Origin of the sequence: Agromyces atrinae (genome assembly GCF_013407835.1) — a bacterium.
Classification (GTDB): Bacteria; Actinomycetota; Actinomycetes; order Actinomycetales; family Microbacteriaceae; genus Agromyces; species Agromyces atrinae.
Genome location: NZ_JACCBI010000001.1, coordinates 2966420 through 2985477 on the forward strand (window position 1 = coordinate 2966420; position 19058 = coordinate 2985477).

The window sequence follows — 19058 nt, forward strand, 5'->3', positions numbered from 1 at the left end:
CGTCATCGTCCGATCTCGGTGCGCACCGCGAAGAGCTCGGGGAAGAACGTGAGATCGAGGGCGCGCTGCAGGAACGGCACGCCGCTCGAGCCGCCCGTGCCCGGCTTGTGGCCGATGATGCGCGCGACCGTCTTCAGGTGACGGAACCGCCAGAGCTGGAAGTTGTCCTCGAGGTCGACGAGCTCTTCGCACGTCTCGTACGCCGACCAGTTCGCGTCGGCGTCGGCGTAGATCGCCGTGAAGACGGGCACGAGGTCCTCGCGGAAGGTCCAGGCCCGCGTGACGTCGCGCTCGAGCACCTCGGTCGGGATCGGGTAGCCCGCGCGAGCGAGGTAGCGCAGGAACTCGTCATAGATGGTGGGGGCCGCGAGCAGATTCGAGAGCAGCTCGTGCGCGCCGGGCTCGCTCTCGAAGACCGTCAGCATGCGCTCGTTCTTGTTGCCGAGGAGGAACTCGACGGCGCGGTACTGATACGACTGGAAGCCGCTCGACGAGCCGAGGTAACCGCGGAACTCGGCGTACTCGGTGGGGGTCAGGGTCGCGAGCACCGACCACTGCTCGGTCAGCGTGCGCTGGATGTGCTTGACCCGCGCGATGCGCTTGAGCGCGGGAGCGAGCTGATCGGAACGCAGCAGAGCGCACGCGCTCTCGAGCTCGTGGAGCACGAGCTTCAACCACAGCTCAGTGGTCTGGTGCTGCACGATGAAGAGCAGCTCGTCATGGTGCTCGGGCGCGCTGACGGGCTTCTGAGCCGACAGCAGCGTGTCGAGATCGAGGTAGCCCCCGTAACTCATTCGACCGCTCAGGTCGGTGACGACGCCCTCTTCGATATCCCGCGTGTTCTCATCGACACTCACCCGTTCAGCCTACGGGGCGTCTGACCTTTCACCTGTGAAATGCGAGGCGCCCTGCCGCCCCCGGGTTGGGGGTCGTATGGGACGGCAGGGCGACTCGATGCGAGCATCGCCGTACTTTCGGGTAAAGCGGAGATGCCAGTCCGTATCATACGCCGTCAGGTACCCTAAGGGAATGCACTCCGCAGGAGGCGCGACCCGACGCGACGCCCGCCGAAATCATGAACGACTGCTCGTCGAAGCGAAAACTCTCTTCGCCGAACAGGGCATCGAGGCCTCCCTCGATGAACTTGCCACTCGTGCCGGCGTCGGGGCCGGCACCGTGTACCGGCATTTTCCCTCCCGCGACGATCTCGTTCGCGAGCTCTACGACCGCGCGATCGAGTCTCTCGACGACCTCGCCGACGAGATCCTCGCCGCCCCCAGCGGATGGCGGGGAGTCGAGGTCTACGTCGAGCGACTGTCGCAGTGGGTGATCTCCGATCCCGGCATCCCCGCGCTCCTTCGGCGCATGGGGCAGATCGATCCCGACTACCGTCCTGCGGCGCGCTTCGAGAAGCCGATCGCCGAACTCGTCGAGCGCGCCCACCGCGAAGGCACCCTGCGCACCGACGTCGACGGCGTCGACCTGACCGTCATCGTCGGCATGATCGGCTCGCTCGCCCAGTTCGGCGGGGCGTACCTGCCGTTCTGGCGCCGCCAGCTCGGCATCGTGCTCGACGGACTGCGCGCCGAGCCCGGGCGGGCGACCGAACTGCCCGGCCCCGGGCAGGACATGGACGGGTACCACGCGATGGTGCATCAGCCCGAGTAGGGGCTACTCCGCTACGCGACTGAGCCTGCCTGCTCCGCTACGCGACTGTGCTCACCTGCTCCGCTGCGCGGACGAGCACCTGGTTGGCCCACGGGTCGTCGAACGTGAGCGTGCGGCCGTCGTCGCGGGCGGGAACGCCGAAGTGCGTCATCCGCTCGCCGAGTTCTCCGAGGTCGTCATTGCCCGGCACGACGATCTCGACGCGGCCGAGTCCGAGGGCGAGTCCGCGGCGGCCGGCGCCCCGGCTCTCCCACGTGTTCATCGCCATGTGGTGGTGGTACCCGCCCGCCGAGACGAAGAGCGCCGAGTCGCCCATCGCGAACGTCGTCTCGAAGCCGAGGCGATCGACGTAGAACTGCTTCGCGCTCGCAATGTCGCCCACCGAGAGGTGCACGTGACCGACGACGGCATCGCCCGACACGGCTCCGCCCGCGAGGTGCGTGCGCAGGTACTCGTTGGGGTCGAGGAAGATCGTCGTCATGTCGATCTGGCCGTGGGTCCAGCTCCACGCCGAGCGCTCGCGGTCGACGTAGAGCTCGACGCCGTTGCCCTCGGGGTCGGTGAAGTAGAACGCCTCGCTCACGAGGTGATCGGCGCTGCCCGTGAAGGTTCCGGGGTAGTGCGACGCGACCGAGTAGAGCGCCGTCGCGAGAGCGGCCTGCGAGTGGAACAGGACGGCCGTGTGGTACAGCCCGGCGCTGCGCGGTTCGGCGCTCCGCAGCTCGGGGGCGTGCTCGAGGATGACGACGGGGGTCGTTCCGCGGCCGAGCACTGCGACGGGGCCGGTGTGGCTGAGCACGTCGAGGGTGACGCCGTCGCGGTAGTAGGCGATCATGCGGTCGAGGTCGCCGACGCGCAGGGTCACCGCACCCATGCCGGTGTCGGCGGCCAGCAGGTCGTTACGGGGCGCATTGGTTGTAGTCACAACTAATATAACCACGGATGACGCGCGATATTCCCGTGCGCCGCGCCCGCGTCATCCGCCCACCTTTTCCCCACTCGCCACCCGCCGGCGTGTCGGCGGATAAGGAGATTCCGCCTCACCTGCGGCGTGTCATACGCCTCGACGCGGCGCGTCACCCGCGTTCTCCTTATCCGTCGCGCGCGGACAGAGGGCGCGCGAAAGGGGAGGTTGCGTGGGGGAAAGGGAGGGGATGACGCGAGCGGGCGAGACCCGCGGGCTCAGACGCCCGTCGTGAGGCGCGTGATGAGCTCGCGGTAGCGGCCGGCCGTCTTCTCGACGATCTCGCTCGGCAGGGTCGGCGGCTCGATGTCGCCGTCCCAGTTGGCCGAGAGCCAGTCGCGCACGATCTGCTTGTCGAAGCTCGCGAGCCGGTCGGGGCCGCCCGCGGCGTAGGCGTGGGCATCCCAGAAGCGGCTCGAGTCGCTCGTGAGCACCTCGTCGCCGAGGGTGACGATGCCGGTCTCGCGATCGGCGCCGAACTCGAACTTGGTGTCGGCGAGGATCACGCCGCGCGCCGCAGCGATCGCCGAGGCCTGCGCGAAGATGTCGAGCGAGAGGGTGCGCAGCTGCTCGGCGACGACCTCTCCGACGAGCTCCACGGTGCGCTCGTACGAGATGTTCTCGTCGTGCTCGCCCATCGGCGCTTTCCACGCGGGCGTGTAGAGCGGCTCGGGCAGGCGGTCGCCGTCCTGCAGGCCGGCGGGCAGCGGAATGCCGCACACGGTCTGCGACTGGCGGTACTCCTTCCAGCCCGATCCGGTGAGGTAGCCGCGCACGACACACTCGACGGGGAACATGTCGAGGGGGCGCACGAGCATCGAGCGGCCGACGAACGGTGCCGGGACCTCGGGCACGCCGGTGGCGTCGTGATCGAGGTGGTTCGGCACGGTCGACAGCTGCGAGAACCACCAGAGGCTCAGCTCGGTCAGCAGTTCGCCCTTGCCGGGGATGCCGGGCTCGAGCACGTGGTCGAACGCGCTCACGCGATCGCTCGCGACGACGAGCACGGCGGGGGCCGTGAGGAACGGGTCGCCCGTCCACGAGTCGTCGTCGGTCATCGAGTCGGTCGGAACGTACAGGTCGCGGACCTTGCCCGAGTAGACGTGGGTCCAGCCGCCGAGGGATTCACTCACGGGCATCAGTCTACGGATGACGCGTGCGCGCGGTATGCGCCGTTTCGTGTCGATTGCGCCAGCGCGGCTGGCGCGAACCGCACGACGTGGCGTATCGGCGTGACGTTGTGCGCCTCAGTCGGCGACGCGCGCCGCGATGTCGGTGCGGAACTGCCCGCCCTCGAGTTCGATGCGCTCGAGTGCCTCGTAGGCACGCGCCCGCGCTCCGGCGAAGTCGGGCCCGACGGCGACGACGTTCAGCACGCGGCCGCCCGTCGCGACGAGGGAATCCTCCGACTGGCTCGTCGCGGCGTGAGCGATGTGCACGCCCTCGACTCCCGCGGCAGCGTCGAGACCGGCGATCACGCGACCGGTCACCGGCTGCTCGGGGTAGCCCTCGCTCGCGAGCACGACGGTCACGGCCGCGTCGCTCGAGAAATCGGGGCGCGCGAGCGAGCCGAGCCCGCCGGTGGATGCCGCGAGCAGAAGTCCCGACAGAGGAGTGACGAGCCGCGGCAGCACGACCTGCGTCTCGGGGTCGCCGAATCGCGCGTTGAACTCGATGACGCGGATGCCGTTCTCGGTGAGGATGAGCCCCGCGTAGAGCAGGCCGATGAAGGGCGTGCCCTCCGCGGCGAGCTGACGCACGGTCGGCTGCGCGACGGTCTGGATGACCTCGTCGACGAACGCCTGCTCGCTGCCGAACCGTTCGTCGAGCCACGGCAGCGGCGAGTAGGCGCCCATGCCTCCGGTGTTCGGCCCGGCGTCGCCGTCGGCGAGGCGCTTGTAGTCCTGCGCGGGGGAGAGGGGCAGCACGTTCTCACCGTCGGCGAAGAAGAAGAGCGAGACCTCCTGGCCGTCGAGGAACTCCTCGATGAGCACGCTGCCGTGCTGCAGCCAGTAGGTCGCGTGGGCGATCGCCGCGTCGCGGTCGCTCGTGACGAGCACGCCCTTGCCCGCGGCGAGACCGTCGGCCTTGACGACGTAGGGGGCGCCGAACTCGTCGAGCGTCGACTCGACCTCGGCGAGGGTCGCGGTGCGCGCTGCGCGGCCGGTGGGCACGCCCGCGGCATCCATGATGCGCTTGGCGAAGGTCTTCGAACCCTCGAGGGCGGCGGCTGCCTGGCCGGGGCCGAAGACAGGGATGCCGCGCGAGCGGACGGCGTCGGCGACACCCGCGACGAGGGGTGCCTCGGGGCCGATCACGACGAGCTCGACGCCGCTCGAGACGGCGTAGTCGGTGACGAGCACGGGGTCGTTCGCGTCGAGCGCGAGCGTCGTGACGTCGGCCGCGATGCCGGCGTTACCGGGGGCGGCGACGATCTCGTGGCCGGCCTCCTCGGCGAGCAGTGCGGTGATGATGGCGTGCTCACGCGCGCCGGAGCCGAGTACCAGGATCTTCACCGGTTCAGGCTACCCGACCGCTCGATCGTGAGACACGAGAGGTACCGTGGTCGTCATGGCACGCGCACGCATCTCAGACGACGCCGGAACGGTCGCGGTTCAGGCTGCTCGCGCGGGCGAGGTCGACCGCAACACGCTCGCGACGGCCGTGCGCTACAGCCTGCAGCTGCTCGCCGAGAAGGCCCCCGGCAACACCCTCGAGGTGCGGGTGCCGCCCTTCGCCGCGGTGCAGTGCGTCGAGGGGCCGCGGCACACGCGCGGCACCCCGCCCAACGTCATCGAGACGGATGCCGCGACGTGGCTCGACCTCGCGGCGGGCACGATCACGTGGGCCGAGGCTCGCGCCAGTGGTCGCGCGAGCGCGTCGGGTCAGCGCGCCGAACTCGGAGACCTGCTTCCTGTCGTCTGACGCGTCGCACGCACCTGCCCGGCCCGGCCTGACCGTTCTGGCGGATGCCCGGGCCGACGCGCCGCGGCGACCCGCTGCAGCGCGGCGCGTCGCACGCGTCATCCGCCGGAACGGCCGCGCGGAGCGACCGGCAGCAGACCCGTCGCGACGAGCCCCGCTCCCGCACCGGCGATGAGGGTGAGGAGGCCGAGCATGCCCGCGACGAGGGCGAGCGCCATGACGAGAGGCGTCGAGTCGAGCGGCGCCGACGACCTCACGACGGTCGTCGTCTCGATGATCGTGCCCGCGTCGGCCACGGCAGCCGCGAGCGCCGCGGCAGCCGGTGTGGTAGCAGCGAGCGCCGCGATCGACGCACGCTTCACGACGGGAGGTGCGGCGGCCACGGCGGTCGTCGCCCGGCGCGGCTCGCCCGGCGGCTTCTTCACCTCGATGACGATCGTCGGCGTCTCGGGCTGCTCCTCGCCGGGTTCGGTCGGGGTCGGAGGCGTGAAGCTCGACGCCTCGTAGCCGACCGTGATCGGCAGGGCGGGCTTCGCCGAGTCGGTCTGTCCGCCGCTCGAGAACCAGTACGAGAACTGTCCGGCGATCTGCTGGAAGTCGACGAAGTCCTGCGGGAACGCTCCCCAGTGCGGTCCCTCACGTAGCTGGTCGTCCTGCCGGATCGTCTCGCCGCGGTAGGCCGGCAGCACCGTGAACCCGTCGGAGCGCAGCGCAACCGAAGGCAGCTCGGCGAGGGTGACCTCGCGCGGAGCGATCTCGTCCCACTTCGACAGGTCGTCCATGTCGCTGCCGAAGCCGCTCACCGTCGCCGTAAGCCGGCCCACGCCGTCCTCGACGACGAGCACCGGGTCGGTCGCGTACCAGAACGTCAGTCCGCCGTAGAAGGCGACCGAGAAGCTCCCGGTCCACCGGATCTCGGCGTCGCCCGCCGCGGGGTCGACCGAGCCGGTGCCGCCGCTGATGACGACCTGCGCATCGGTGAACGACGAGTTGGCGTTCGAGGTCACGGGCAGCCCGCGCCGGTCGAGGCAGCGCGTGTCGAAGTCGGCGAGCACGTACGCCCCCGACGCGTCGGGCTTCTCGATGCGCACGTCGCCCGACTCGGCCGAGTATCGATTCTCGGTCAGCACGGCGCCGCGGCCGATGTCGGGGATCTTGCCCGCGGTGGGGAAGTTGCAACCGCCGAAGAACGCTCCGTTGTTGGCCTCGTTGCTGATGCCCCAGCGCAGCACGGCGTCATCGAGTTCGAGCGGGCCGGCATCCGCGCGGCGCACCTCGATCGTCGTGACGACGGGCAGGTCACCCTCGGCGAACAGTGCGAGGCGGTACTCGCCGTCATCCGGCGCCCCGATCGTGACGGAACCGGTGGCGATGCCGTCGACGATGTCGAAGGTTCCGAGGAAGTCGGGGGCACCGTAGAACCAGATCTCGCCGTCGACGGCCGCGCCGCTCCACGTGATGCGCGGGGTGAGAGTCGTGCCGGGTTCGACGGTCGCGCTCTCGAGCCCGAGCTCGGCTGCGGTGACGGCGCGCGCGGCGCCCGACGCGACAGCGGCATCGAGCTCGGCGATCGTGCCGAAGGCGGGCGGCACGGTGCCCGGCTCGGCGCGGTCGAGCGTGCGTCCGATCGGGCTCGCGTCGGAGAAGTCGCCGAGGCCCGCCGCATTCCGGGCGGCGATCGCGACGGTGTAGCCGGTCGCGCGCTCGAGGCCCTCGAACGTCGTGCTCGGGCCCGTTTCGGTCGCGGCGATCTCGCGGGCGTCGACGACCTCGCCGGTCGCGGCGTTCCGCAGTTCGAGGGCGTACGCCGTGACGGCCGAGCCGCCGGCGCGCGCCTCGTCGAGGGCCGGAGCCGACCACGTCAGACGGTCGGTTCCCGCGGCGACGGGGGCGGGTGGCGCGGGCGGCGCCCACGGCGCACGGATGCCGGTCGTCGCGATGCCGCCGGCGGGCCGAGCCGCCGAACTCGTGCGGTAGAGACGCGTGCCGTCGACCTCGGTGTACGGAGTGATCGTCACGGTGTAGCGGCTCGCGCCGGGCAACCCGGTCACAACGTGGCGGAGCGCACCGCTCGTCGACAGCCCCGTGCCCGTGTCGACGACCGCCGCGATCGCGTTCGTCGTCGCTGCGGCGTTGTCGGGGCGGAAGACGTTGACCCGCAGCAGGTAGCCGGTCGAGGCGGTCGCTCCCGCGACGGCGTTCCACGAGACGGCGAACCCGTCGGCCGTGGCGTCGCCGACCGAGATCGACCCGACGGTGACGCCCGTCGTCGGCGAGTCGGTCGGAGCGATCGAGGTGACCGCGCTCGTGGCGCGGGGGCTCGCGCCGAGGCCGTTGACAGCCGTGACCGTCGCGAAGAGTCGACCGGTCGCCGAGACGATCGGAACCGGCGCGAAACGATGCGAGCGGATGTCTGCTCCGAGCGTCACCGACGCGACGAGGTTGCCCGTGGCGACGCCCGTGCCCGAGTAGAGCTCTACCCGATACGCCGTGATCGCGGAGCCGCCGTCGCTCGCCGGCGCCGTCCACGTGGCGTCGAGCGCGAGACCCTCGGTAGCCGTCAGCGCGATCGAGGCGGGGGCCGCCGGGGCCCCGTTCGCCGTCCGCACGACCTCGGATGGCAGTGATTCGGGGCTCGCGAGTTCGCCCGCGTAGGCCGTGACGCGAGCGGTGTAGTCGGTCGCGGCGGTAAGGCCCGAGACCGTGTGCGTCGTGCCGAACAGCAGCGGATCGAGCGCGGGGCTCGTCGACACCAGCGCACCGGCCCGGTAGGTCGTCACGATGTAGTGCGTGACGGTCGGACCCGTCGACAGCGCCGGCCACGAGACCTCGATGCTGCTGGAGGACGTCGGGCGTGCCGTCGGGCGGTCGGGGCGCGGCAGCGCGCTCGCCGCGGTGCCGAGCGGCGTGCTCGCCGAGCCGAGCAGGTCGAGCACGGTCGGCGAGACAGGGGCGCGAAGGGGGGATGCCGCGGGCGGGGATGACGCGGGCGTTTCGGCCTCGACCGAAGCGGGCGTCGCCGCGTCGGCGTCGACGGGAGCGGGCTCGCTCGGCGCGGGTTCCGTCGGCGCGTGTTCCGTCGGTGCAGGTTCTGTGGCGCCGGGTTCGGTGGTCTCCGGCGTCTCGCTCCTGGCGATGGTCGTGTAGAACTCCACCGTGTCGGAGTCGACGGCCCGCTCGGCGGTGCCCGAGCGCAGCAGCACACGGTAGTCGTGCTCGGCCTCGAGCCCGGTGATCGCGATGGCGACGAGATCGGCGATGTCGGCGACCGCAGCATCGGCACCCGCGGCGAGGTCGACGCGCTCGAGCGCGAGCGGGGCGGCTGCGGCCCACGCGTCGTCGGCCGCGACCCCGGCGACCGGCAACTCGGCGAGTGCGAGTTCGACGGCGGACTCGTCACCGCTCGTCGTCACGACGATGCGTGTGTCGGCGCTGAGCTCGGCATTGGCCGGCCACGTGACGACGACGCGCGTCGACTCGACCGATGTCACCGTGAGAGCGGGCGGGCGCCCGACCCCGGCGTCGGTCTCCGCGCTCGACGCGAGCGCTCCCGCGGTGAGCGCCCCGATCGCGAGGGTCGCGGCGAGGAGTGCGGCAAGCGGCCGCACGGCTGCATTCGATCTCGGGAGGAACGTCATGCCGCGTCATCCGTCTCGGGGGTCGGCCCCGCGGGTACAGCGACTGCGCGCGCTCGCCGTCGACCCGAGACGACGGCCCAGACGAGGAAGGCGAGGGCGGCGACGGCGATGACGCCGATGCCGATCACGACCCACATCATCGTCTGCACGAGATGCTGCTGCGCCGCGGCGGCTTCGGTGTCGCCCGACGCCTCCTCGTAGACCGTGCGCGACAGCGTCGTCGGGGTGGGCGTCGGCGTCGCGGTGGGTGCTGCGGTGGCGGCCGGTGCCGCGGCGGCATCGGGTGCCGTGGCGGCACCGGCGTCGGTGCCCTCGACGGGAGCAGCGGCCGCACCGTCATCCTCGCCGTAGAGTCCGCGGAAGTCGATCGGCGTGAACGTCTCGTTGTTCGCGTTCTTCACGCCGTGCGCGCCGAACGTGATGATGCCGCACTGCACCTCGAGGCAGTCGACGGCCGTCGGCTTGCCCTCGCGGTCGTAGCTCTCGAACCGCGCGCCGGGAACCGAGATCGTCGACGACCACGACCCGTCGGCCGCGACCTCGCCGCCGTTCGCGGCGTAAGCGGTGTCGCTTCCGGGGAACGTGACGAAGAGCAGGTACCCGACCGGGTTCGATTCGTCGTCGGGCACGTACCGGTAGTCCTGCCCGGTGATGCCGCCGGATGACGGTCGCCAGCCGTCACCCGAGACCCACCCGAACCCCACGTAGATGCCGCCGTGTCCGCCCTGGATCGACTGGAACCCGCTGCCGGTGAGGCGCAGCTCGGTGAGGTACTCGGGGTCGGCGACGTTCTGCAGGTCGGCCCGCCCCTCGACCGTGACCGATACGCTCGGCGCCGCCCACGCTGCCGTCGGCGCGGCGATGGCGATGCCCGCACCGAGGGCGAGGGTGGCCACGAGGGCGCCGAAGCGCGACCCGATCGAGCGGCGACGAGACGGGGTGTGTGCGGGCGATCGCATGCTGGATTTCCTTCACGTGACGGCGGGAGCTGCGCGTTGACGGGGGTCTGCGCCACGAAGGGTGCTGAACGTCACGAGCAGTTAAAGGTTTGCCTTACCTTACTAAGTTAAGGCTAAGCTAACCTCGCCGCCGTGTCACGGACCGCGGCATTTCCCACTCGCCTGCACCCAGGAGTTGATGTGTCCCTGCCTTCACGCGGAAAGCGACTGCTGCCTTCCGTTGCCCTCGCGCTAGCAGCCTCACTCGGCCTCTCGGGCCTCGCCGCGGCTCCGGCCTTCGCGGCCGAGACCTCGATCGACGACGCAGTCTTCCGATGGGGGGTGAATGCCGAATCGAACGCGCGAGCCTTCGCGCCGGGCACCTGGAACTTCCTCTCGGCGGGAGTCGTGCCGAAGGAGTCGGCCGCCGACCTCGTCGTCGAGAGCGACTGGCGTCAGAGCGACGGCGCCGTCTCGATCGAGAAGCGTCAGGCCGACGACACGTTCGCCGCCGCGACGTGGTTGGGCCTCAGGACCGACAAGAACGGCACCACGACGACGACCGGCAATGGCCTGAACTCGGGCCACGAGGTCGTCATCGGGGGAGGAACCGGCACGATCGATCCCGACGCGGGAACAGCATCGATCAGCTGGACCGGTTCGTTCTCGGTCGTCTACTACAGCGGCATGACGCAGTTCTGGGTCAAGAACCCGCACCTCGAGGTCGCTGAGGACGGCACGGGCACCGTGACCGCGACCCTCGGCGGCTGGGGCAGCTCGATGGAGGACCCCGAGCTCTTCGTGACGCTCGACGAGGCGCCCGGCACGGTCATCGCGCAGCTCAGCGATGTCGTCGTCGACGAATCGGGCATCACGGTCCAGCCCGACTACCTCGGTGTCGTCACCGATGTCGAGGGCCAGACCGCTCCGGGCTCGCCGAACCACGGCTCGTTCCCGCAGTCGTTCGTCGACTTCCAGAAGCTCACCGGTCAGAACTCGTACTGGTTCTCCTCCGGCGGCGCGGCCGATGCACGCAAGGTGCCGACGCCCATCACGGTGGCCTACGACGCCAGCGCACCCGAGGTGATCGCGCCGTCGATCACGGCGCCGCCGCAGTCGACGAGTGTCGCTGAGGGCGAGCCCGCGACGTTCGCGGTCACGGCCACCGGCGACGAGCCCCTGACCTACCGCTGGCAGCGCTCGGTCGATGGCGCCGAGTGGGCAGACATCGACGGAGCGGATGACGCGGAGTACGCGATCACGTCGACCACGGCATCCGACACCGGAGCCTCCTTCCGCGTAATCGTGTCGAACCCGGCGGGTGAGGTCGTCTCCGACGCTGCCGTGCTCACCGTCATCCCCACGCCGACGAACCCGTCGGAGCCCATCGACGGCGCGACGATCGAACTCGGCTTCAACAACGTGCACCAGGGCGCTTCGCCCTTCGGCGGGTGCAACTACTTCGTCGCCGGAGCCATCCAGGGCCTCGGCGCCGACTACACACCCGTCTCGGGCAACACGTACGTCGTCAAGAAGCTCGCCGACGGCGGCCGCCAGGTCGTCGGACTCGACACCCGGTGCTCGGCAGCCGAGGGCTCCGACAAGATCGAGCAGCGCTACCTCCTCGTCGACGGCCAGGGCGAGATCGCCGCAGACGGTTCGATCTCGATCCAGTGGACCGGTGCCGGAGCGACCAACGCCTACGGCGGACTCGTCAGCTGGTACTTCGAGAACCCCACGCTCACGCTCGATGCCGACGGCAACGGCGCGATCACCGCGAACATCGGTGGATTCGGCAGCTCCATGGAGAACCCGAACGAGACGCACCCGCTCAAACCGCGCGTCGACGTCGAGATCGCTACCGTCCGCGGCGCGAAGCTTGTCGACGGCAAGCTCGTGATCGAGCCCGTCTACGCGGGCGTCGACTACTTCCCGCTCAACGCCGACGGCACCCGCTCGACGACGTCGGCGATCCCCGCCGAGGCGAAGGCGGCCAACCCCGCATGGGGCTCCTGGCCGACGGAGTTCACCGACTTCCAGTACGAGACCGGACTCTCGAGCTACTGGCACACGAGCGGTCTGACGGCCGACCCGAACAAGCCGCCGCTGCCCGTCGAGATCTCGCTCGAGGGATCGGCGCCGGCCTACGGCCCGGTGTTCGTCGCCGCACCGACATCCGTCAACCTGCAGGAGGGCGCGGACGCGACCTTCACGGCGCGCGCGATCTCGGTCGACGACGTCGAACTGCAATGGCAGGTCAAGCGCGCGGGCGGCGACTGGACCGATGTCGCGGGCGAGACCGGTGAGACCCTCGCGGTCACCGACCTCAGCGTCGCGGACTGGAACGGCGCCTCCGTACGCGCCTCGGCCACCTCGCGGGGCGAGACGGTCTACTCGTCGGCGGCGACTGTCACGGTCACCGCGCCCACGGCACCGACGATCACGCGTCAGCCCACCTCGGCCACGATCGGCGCGGGCAGCTCGATGAGCCTGCGTGCGACGGCGACCGGCTACCCGGCACCGACGTACCAGTGGGAGCGCAAGCAGTCCGACGGTTCGTGGTCGGCGATCGCCGGCGCCACGACGGCGAACTACAACGCCGGTCGCGCCGCGTACCCCGCCGACAACGGCGCCACCTTCCGCGTCGTCGTGACCAACAGCGCGGGCAGCGTGACCTCTGACGAGGCGACCTACACCGTATACGTCGAGGCTGCGAAGCTGACGTCGAGCCCGAAGGACGCGTTCTCGTTCGTCGGGGGCAATGCCTTCTTCTCGGTGGGCGTCTCGGGCGCTCCGCGACCGACGGCATCGTGGGAGCGCAGCACCGACGGCATCACCTGGGAGCCCGTCACGGGCGGTGAGGGCGGCGTGCTGAGCTTCAGTGCTCTGACCCTCGACCAGTCGGGCGCGCAGTACCGCGCGACGATCTCGAACGGACTCGGCGACCCGATCACCTCCGAGAGCGCGACCCTCACGGTCCTCCCCGCACAGACGCCACCGATCCACGTGTGGCCGTCGGAGAACCTCGACCCGTCGATCGCCCACACGATCAACTTCGTCTTCGGAGAGTTCGACGAGCGCGCTGCCCAGGGGAAGGGTCTCTATCGCTGGGGAATCATCGAGAAGGATGTCTGGCAGCCGGGCGACGCTCCCGTCGCCGTGTCGGAGTTCGTCTCGGGCTCGAACGTCAGCCCCGGCGGTTGGACGTACTTCCAGCAGGGCCTCTACGTCGGTGCCGACCTCCTGAAGGCCGGAACCGAGTACGGCTTCGCGATGTTCTTCGTGCCGAACGAGGGCAACCCGCGCCTGCCGCAGTACGACGTGTTCATTCCGATCACGCTCGCCGAGGCCCCCTCGATCGCCGGTCAGCCGGCCGACGTCGTGGCCCCGACGAAGCCTGTCTCGGGTGACGCCGTCGCGACGTTCAGCGTCGAGACCGAAGGCCGCCCGGCGCCGAGCATCGCGTGGGAGCGCGAGGTCGGTGGCGAGTGGGTGGCCGTCGACGGCGCGACCGCGTCGACGCTCGACGTCGCCTACACCGCGACCGACGACGGAGCACGCTTCCGCGCGGTCGTCGACAACGGCATCGGTGACGCCGTGACGAGCGAGGTGGCGACCCTGACGGTCGGCGAGCGCGCCGAGATCACGGCAGAGCCGGTGGCGGCGAGCGTCGTCGTCGGTGAGACCGCGACCTTCACGGCCGCCGCAGTCGGAACCGACGCGACCCTGCAGTGGCAGAGCCGCGCGAACGGTGCATCCGAGTGGGTCGACGTCGCCGGAGAGACGGGACCGATCCTCGAGGTCGACGCGACGCGCACGAACGATGGAACGGCCTACCGTCTCGTCGTGACCTCGCCGATCCCCGCCACCGTCGGTGGAGACACGCCGAGCGTCGCCACGAGCGCGCCCGCCGTCCTCACCGTTCAGTACGCGGCGATCACGTTCACCGAGCAGCCGTCGAGCTTCATCGCTCCCGTCGCGCCGGCGAACGGTTCGGCCGAGGTCGTCTTCGAGGTCGCGGCGACGGGTACCCCCGCCATCACCGGCATCCAGTGGCAGCGTGCCACCGGGTCGTCGTGGGTCGACATCGACGGCGCGACCGACGCATCGTTCGGGTTCGCCTACACGGCGACGGATGACGGTGCGCGCTTCCGTGCCGTCGTCGAGAACGCCCTCGGCGAGACCGCGACGAGCCACATCGCCACCCTGACCGTCGGTCAGCCCGTCGCGATCACGGCGCAGCCCGAATCGACCACCGTGCTCGACGGCGCTTCGGCGACGTTCTCGATCACGGCGACCGGTACCGATGCGTCGATCCGCTGGGAGCGCCGCGCAGCGGGCAGCTCCGCGTGGGTCACCGTGCCCGGTGCGACGTCGAACGAGATCGTCGTCGCCGCAGCGGCCGCGAATGACGGTGCGGCGTACCGCGCCGTCGTGAGCGGGCCGATCGGAACCGACATCCGCGACGCGGCTCTCGCCGGCGGCAGCAGTGTCACGAGCGCCGAGGTCACGCTCGATGTCGCGCACGCCGCGTCGATCACGGCGCAGCCCGCCGATGTCTCGGCTCCGGTCGTGCCGGCCAGCGGCGATCCCGTCGCCCGCTTCACGGTGGGCGTCGCAGGTGACCCCGCGCCGTCCGTGCAGTGGCAGCGAGCGGCCGTCGGCGGCGACTTCGCCGACATCGAAGGCGCGACGGCGGCGACGCTCGAGCTCGCCTACGGCGCCGAGGATGACGGCACCCGCGTTCGCGCGGTCGTCGGCAACGGATTCGGCGACGCCGTGACGAGTGACGAGGCCGTTCTGACAGTCGGCGTTCCCGCTGCGGTGACCTCCGCACCGGCATCCACGACCGTCACGGCAGGCACGACGGCATCCTTCACGATCGGAGTCGTCGGCGACGACGTCGCCGTGCAGTGGGAGGTCGCGGCCCCCGGCTCGACCGACTTCGCCCCGGTCGTCGGTGCGAGCGGCACGACGATCGAGATCGGTGTCGCCGACGCGCGTCACGGTCAGAGCTACCGTGCGGTCGTCACGGGCACGATCCCCGCGCTTCCCGGCGCGGCGGTCGAGTCGATCACGACGGCCGCGGCCGGGCTCAGCCTGACCGCACCGGAGGGCCGACCCGACGCGCTCGTCGACGGCGAGTTCGGTGACGGCGGCGAGGTCTCCGTCGTGTCGCACGTGGGCAACACGCTCGTGCTCGACCTCGGGGCCGACTACGCCGCGCAGTACGTCGGCACGTGGGTGCACTCGACGCCGCAGTGGCTCGGGTGGCAGCTCTCGTCGAACGATGCTCGCGCGACCGTGACACTGCCGGCGAACCTCGACGCCGGTACCCACAGCGTGGTGCTCGTCGATGCTCTCGGCGACGCCATCGGCTGGGTCTCGGTCGACATCGCGGCCGACGGTGAGATCACCGAGGTCACCCCGGGCAGCGTGCTTGCGAGCACAGGGGTCGAACTCGGCGGCGGCGTGGCCGCCGCCCTCCTGCTGCTCCTCGTGGGCGGGTTCATCTTCGTGAGCCGCCGCCGGAGCCGGATCGTCTGATCCGTCGCAGGTACGACGAGGCCCGGTGCGGCACAGCACCGGGCCTCGTCCGCGTCTGCGGCCTGCTCTGCACCCTTTCAGCCTGCTCAGCACGCTCCGGCGCTGTACGTAATTCAGGTGCGCGACCGTGTCGCACCGGCATCAGCCCGATGCCGATCTCGACACGCCGTGCGCCCACCTGAATTGCGTACGGCGCGACGAGGGGCGGCGGGCGGGCGCGCGCGGGGCGGCGTCAGCGGATGGGCAGGATGACCGGGCGGCCGGTCGCCGGGTGGTCGATGACCTCGACGGGGTACTCGTACACCTCGGTCAGGCGCTCGGCGGTGAGCACCTCGGCGGGGGTGCCCGTGACGACGTGGCGTCCGCGTCGCAAGAGCGTGATGCGGTCGGCGTAGGCGCCCGCGAGGTTGAGGTCGTGCAGCACGACGATGACGGCGTCGCCCGCTCGCGCCGAGTCGCGCGCGAGTCGCAGCACGTCCTCCTGGTGGCGGAGGTCGAGCGCCGCGGTCGGCTCGTCGAGCAGAAGGATGCCGGTGCGCTGGGCGAGGATTCGAGCGAGTGCCGCGCGTGCGCGCTCACCGCCCGAGAGCGAGGGGATCTGCCGTTCCGCGAAGCGACCGATGTCGGTCGAACGGATGGCGTCGTCGACGGCGACCTCGTCATCGTCTTCCCGCGGTGTGCGGCGCCAGGGTGCACGACCCATCTCGACGACCTGACGCACGGTGAACGGGAAGAAGACGTCGTTGTGCTGCAGGAGCACGGCGCGGCGCTGCGCGAGCTCGCGCACGTGCCACTCCTCGAGCGGGCGCCCGGCGATCGAGATCGAGCCCGACACCGTCTCCTGATCGCCCGTGACAGCCGCGAGCAGGGTCGACTTGCCGGCGCCGTTCGGGCCGATGAGTGCGAGCACCTCGCCCGCACGGACCTCGAGGTCGACACCGTCGAGGATCCGCGTGCCCGAGAGCTCGACCGAGACATCCGTCGCCGCGATGGCGACATCGCCCACCTCGATCGGGGCGGGCAGCTCCCAACGCGGGGTCATCAGCCCCACCCGCCCGCGCGCTTGCGTGCACGCCGCAGGAGCCAGAAGAAGAACGGTCCGCCGACGAGCGACGTGAGCATGCCGATCGGCAGGTCGGCCATGGGGATCGCCGTGCGGGCGACGAGGTCGGCGGCGAGAAGCAGCGTCGCTCCGCCGAGCGTCGACGCGAGCATGAGCGGGAGATGCGCGGGGCCGATGAGCATGCGCATGAGGTGCGGGATCACGAGGCCGACGAACGCGATGATGCCCGCGAACGCGACGGCCGCGGCCACGAGGAGGGCGACGACGACGATGACGACGATGCGGAGGCGCTCGACGTTCACGCCGAGGTGGCGTGCGCTCTTCTCGCCGAGCGAGAGCAGGTCGAGGGTGCGCGCGACGAAGAACGCGAACACGATCGACACGGCGATGACCGGCGCGATGATCGCGAGTTGCTGCCAGCGTGAGCCGTTGAGGCTTCCGAGCTGCCAGAACACGATCTGCTCGCGGGCGGCGGTGTCGCCGAGGAAGGTGAGGAACGCGAGGCCCGCGCCGGTGAACGCGTTGACGGCGATACCCGTGAGCACGAGGGTCACGACCTCGGTTCGGCCGGCCGCGCGACTCATGAAGTAGACGAGCAGTGTCGCGGCGAGACCGGCGATGAACGCCGTGACGGCGATCGTCCACTCGCCGAAGAAGCTCCAGCCGAAGACGATCGTGGCCGAAGCGCCGAGCGCGGCACCGCCCGAGACGCCGACGACGCCCGGTTCGGCGAGCGGGTTGCCGAAGATCGCCTGCATGAGGAGGCCGGCTACGGCGAGGGCCGCTCCGATGACGATCGCCATGAAGACGCGGGGGAAGCGGATGTTCCAGAGCGCGTCATCGCCATTCGGATGCGTCGGGGCCGGGCCGATCTCGAGACCGAAGCGCCGCGCGATCGAGCCGAGCACCTCCATGGGCGGCACATGCAGCTGGCCCGTTCCCGCCGAGATCACCGCGAGCGCCACGAGGGCCACGGCGAGGATCGCGACGACGAGGGTCGTGCGACCGCCGCCGGGGCGCGCGGGAACAGGGGTGAGGGTGTCGGACACGATGCGGGTCAGTCGGTCGAGTCGCCGGGGGCGTAGACGGCGCGTGCGAGGGCGTCGAGCACGTCGGCGGTGCGCGGTCCGAAGCTCATGATCTCGTAGTCGCTCATGTCGACGATGCGGCGGTTCTCGCCGGCAGGCGTCTCGGCGACGGCCGGGATGCGTTCGAGCAGGCCGTCGATGCCGTCGACCGATTCGAGCCCCTTCGTCATCATGACGAGAACGTCGGGCGCGGCATCCACGAGGGCTTCGGCCGTCATCGGGCGCATGCCCTTCCAGCCGATCTCGGTCGCCACGTCGATCGCGTTGATGCTCGAGATGAGCGAATCGGCGCCCGATCCCTCGCCGAACAGGTAGTAGATGCCCGCGTTGCCGCGCACGTAGAGGAACATGATCCGCACCTTGTCGGCGGGGTCGCTCGGCGTGATCGCGGCGATGTCGGCGATCGTCGTCGACAGGTCGGTCGCGAGCTTCTCGTTGAGCGCGCCCCCTTCGTCGGGCACGCCGAGAGCCTCGGCGACGCCGGTGACGAGATCGTCGATGTTGTCGAGGTTGCGCTCGGGGGAGAGCACGACGACGGGGATGCCGGAATCGCGCATCTGCAGGATGACGTCCCACGGGCCGATCGTCGAGTCGGTGAGGATGACGGTCGGAGCGAGGTCGAGGATCGCTTCGCCCGAGAGCTCGTGGCCGTTCTGCGTCACGAGCGGGAGGTCGGCGGCGGCAGGGAAGCCCGTCGAGGTGTCGCGGCCGACGACCTGGTCGCCGAGGCCGAGCGCGAAGACCGTCGCCGCGAGCGAGCCGTACATGTCGAGCGCGAGGATGCGGCTCGTGTCGGTGATCGTGACCTCGGTGCCCTGATTGTCGACGACGGTCACCGGCAGCTGCGACTCGGCGTCGTCGGTGATCGGTTCGATGTCGGGGTCCTCGATGCACGCGGTGGCTGGCCCGGTGAGTTCGCGCGGGTGCGCGGTGAGTTCGAGATCAGCGAGAGGGATGCCGGAGGTGGGGTTGTCGCACGCGCTCGAACCGGCGTTCGTGGTCGGGCCTGTCGAGCACGCGGTGAGCGTTGCGGCGAGGGCGATGACGACGGTGGCACCGAGCCACCGACGTCGAGAAGAGAGGCGCATGGGATCCCGATAGTGTTGGAAGTCTCAGGTAAGCCTAGCCTAAGCGTTGAGGCCCTCGGAGAGGGGGTCTCCGCGAATTGACAGGTTTCAGAAGCCGTCGTAGCGTTAGTTAAGCCTATCCTAAGTTTTCGGGTCGTCG

General features: G+C 70.5%; 12 protein-coding genes. 3 read left to right on the forward strand and 9 right to left on the reverse strand.

Annotation, left to right across the window (positions count from 1 at the left end; genetic code table 11):
* Positions 1-2: 2 nt before the first annotated feature.
* Positions 3-857, reverse strand: coding sequence for a tryptophan 2,3-dioxygenase (gene kynA, locus BJ972_RS13810; protein ID WP_129171883.1), 855 nt, complete (start codon positions 855-857; stop codon positions 3-5).
* 172 nt (positions 858-1029) lie between these two features.
* On the opposite strand from kynA, the gene BJ972_RS13815 reads away from it, so the two are divergent.
* The gene (locus BJ972_RS13815) at positions 1030-1668 is read left to right on the forward strand and encodes a TetR/AcrR family transcriptional regulator (RefSeq protein ID WP_164989827.1); all 639 of its coding nucleotides are present in this window, start codon (positions 1030-1032) and stop codon (positions 1666-1668) included.
* Between the two features lie 37 nt (positions 1669-1705).
* Here BJ972_RS13815 and BJ972_RS13820 read toward each other — a convergent pair whose 3' ends face one another.
* The 3 genes from BJ972_RS13820 to purD form a co-directional block, all read right to left on the reverse strand.
* Positions 1706-2542, reverse strand: a complete 837-nt coding sequence (locus BJ972_RS13820; protein WP_129172612.1) for a VOC family protein — start codon at positions 2540-2542, stop codon at positions 1706-1708.
* A gap of 308 nt (positions 2543-2850) precedes the next feature.
* A complete protein-coding gene (locus BJ972_RS13825; protein ID WP_129171879.1) occupies positions 2851-3771 on the reverse strand; it encodes a phosphoribosylaminoimidazolesuccinocarboxamide synthase in 921 nt (306 codons plus the stop codon).
* A gap of 108 nt (positions 3772-3879) precedes the next feature.
* Positions 3880-5148, reverse strand: coding sequence for a phosphoribosylamine--glycine ligase (purD, locus tag BJ972_RS13830; protein WP_129171877.1), 1269 nt, complete (start codon positions 5146-5148; stop codon positions 3880-3882).
* Between the two features lie 55 nt (positions 5149-5203).
* On the opposite strand from purD, the gene BJ972_RS13835 reads away from it, so the two are divergent.
* Positions 5204-5557 carry a sterol carrier family protein gene (locus tag BJ972_RS13835; protein ID WP_129171875.1) on the forward strand — a complete coding sequence of 118 codons (354 nt, stop codon included), beginning with the start codon at positions 5204-5206 and terminating at the stop codon, positions 5555-5557.
* Between the two features lie 98 nt (positions 5558-5655).
* On the opposite strand, the gene BJ972_RS13840 is transcribed toward BJ972_RS13835, so the two are convergent.
* Positions 5656-9195, reverse strand: a complete 3540-nt coding sequence (locus tag BJ972_RS13840) for a fibronectin type III domain-containing protein (RefSeq protein WP_129171873.1) — start codon at positions 9193-9195, stop codon at positions 5656-5658.
* Positions 9192-10154 (reverse strand): hypothetical protein, encoded by a 963-nt coding sequence (locus tag BJ972_RS13845; RefSeq protein ID WP_129171871.1) that lies wholly within the window; start codon positions 10152-10154, stop codon positions 9192-9194. The genes BJ972_RS13840 and BJ972_RS13845 overlap by 4 nt, the downstream gene beginning before the upstream one ends.
* Before the next feature lie 180 nt (positions 10155-10334).
* On the opposite strand from BJ972_RS13845, the gene BJ972_RS13850 reads away from it, so the two are divergent.
* Entirely contained in the window at positions 10335-15680 is a 5346-nt protein-coding gene (locus BJ972_RS13850; RefSeq protein ID WP_129171870.1) for an immunoglobulin domain-containing protein, read from the forward strand.
* Between the two features lie 232 nt (positions 15681-15912).
* Here BJ972_RS13850 and BJ972_RS13855 read toward each other — a convergent pair whose 3' ends face one another.
* From BJ972_RS13855 to BJ972_RS13865, 3 genes are read right to left on the reverse strand one after another with little or no spacing between them, the layout of a single operon-like run.
* Positions 15913-16722: a heme ABC transporter ATP-binding protein gene (locus tag BJ972_RS13855; protein ID WP_129171868.1), complete on the reverse strand. Its 810-nt coding sequence runs from the start codon at positions 16720-16722 to the stop codon at positions 15913-15915.
* Positions 16722-17795 carry a FecCD family ABC transporter permease gene (locus BJ972_RS13860; protein ID WP_373366840.1) on the reverse strand — a complete coding sequence of 358 codons (1074 nt, stop codon included), beginning with the start codon at positions 17793-17795 and terminating at the stop codon, positions 16722-16724. The genes BJ972_RS13855 and BJ972_RS13860 overlap by 1 nt, the downstream gene beginning before the upstream one ends.
* Before the next feature lie 5 nt (positions 17796-17800).
* Positions 17801-18919 (reverse strand): heme/hemin ABC transporter substrate-binding protein, encoded by a 1119-nt coding sequence (locus tag BJ972_RS13865; protein WP_129171864.1) that lies wholly within the window; start codon positions 18917-18919, stop codon positions 17801-17803.
* Positions 18920-19058: the final 139 nt, after the last annotated feature.

Excerpts from the sequence above, each read along its gene's own strand:
- BJ972_RS13815 (WP_164989827.1), top strand. The coding sequence starts at position 1,030 with ATGCACTCCGCAGGAGGCGCGACCCGACGCGACGCCCGCCGAAATCAT.
- BJ972_RS13820 (WP_129172612.1), bottom strand. The coding sequence starts at position 2,542 with ATGGGTGCGGTGACCCTGCGCGTCGGCGACCTCGACCGCATGATCGCC.
- BJ972_RS13825 (WP_129171879.1), bottom strand. The coding sequence starts at position 3,771 with ATGCCCGTGAGTGAATCCCTCGGCGGCTGGACCCACGTCTACTCGGGC.
- BJ972_RS13835 (WP_129171875.1), top strand. The coding sequence starts at position 5,204 with ATGGCACGCGCACGCATCTCAGACGACGCCGGAACGGTCGCGGTTCAG.
- BJ972_RS13840 (WP_129171873.1), bottom strand. The coding sequence starts at position 9,195 with ATGACGTTCCTCCCGAGATCGAATGCAGCCGTGCGGCCGCTTGCCGCA.
- BJ972_RS13845 (WP_129171871.1), bottom strand. The coding sequence starts at position 10,154 with ATGCGATCGCCCGCACACACCCCGTCTCGTCGCCGCTCGATCGGGTCG.
- BJ972_RS13855 (WP_129171868.1), bottom strand. The coding sequence starts at position 16,722 with ATGACCCCGCGTTGGGAGCTGCCCGCCCCGATCGAGGTGGGCGATGTC.
- BJ972_RS13865 (WP_129171864.1), bottom strand. The coding sequence starts at position 18,919 with ATGCGCCTCTCTTCTCGACGTCGGTGGCTCGGTGCCACCGTCGTCATC.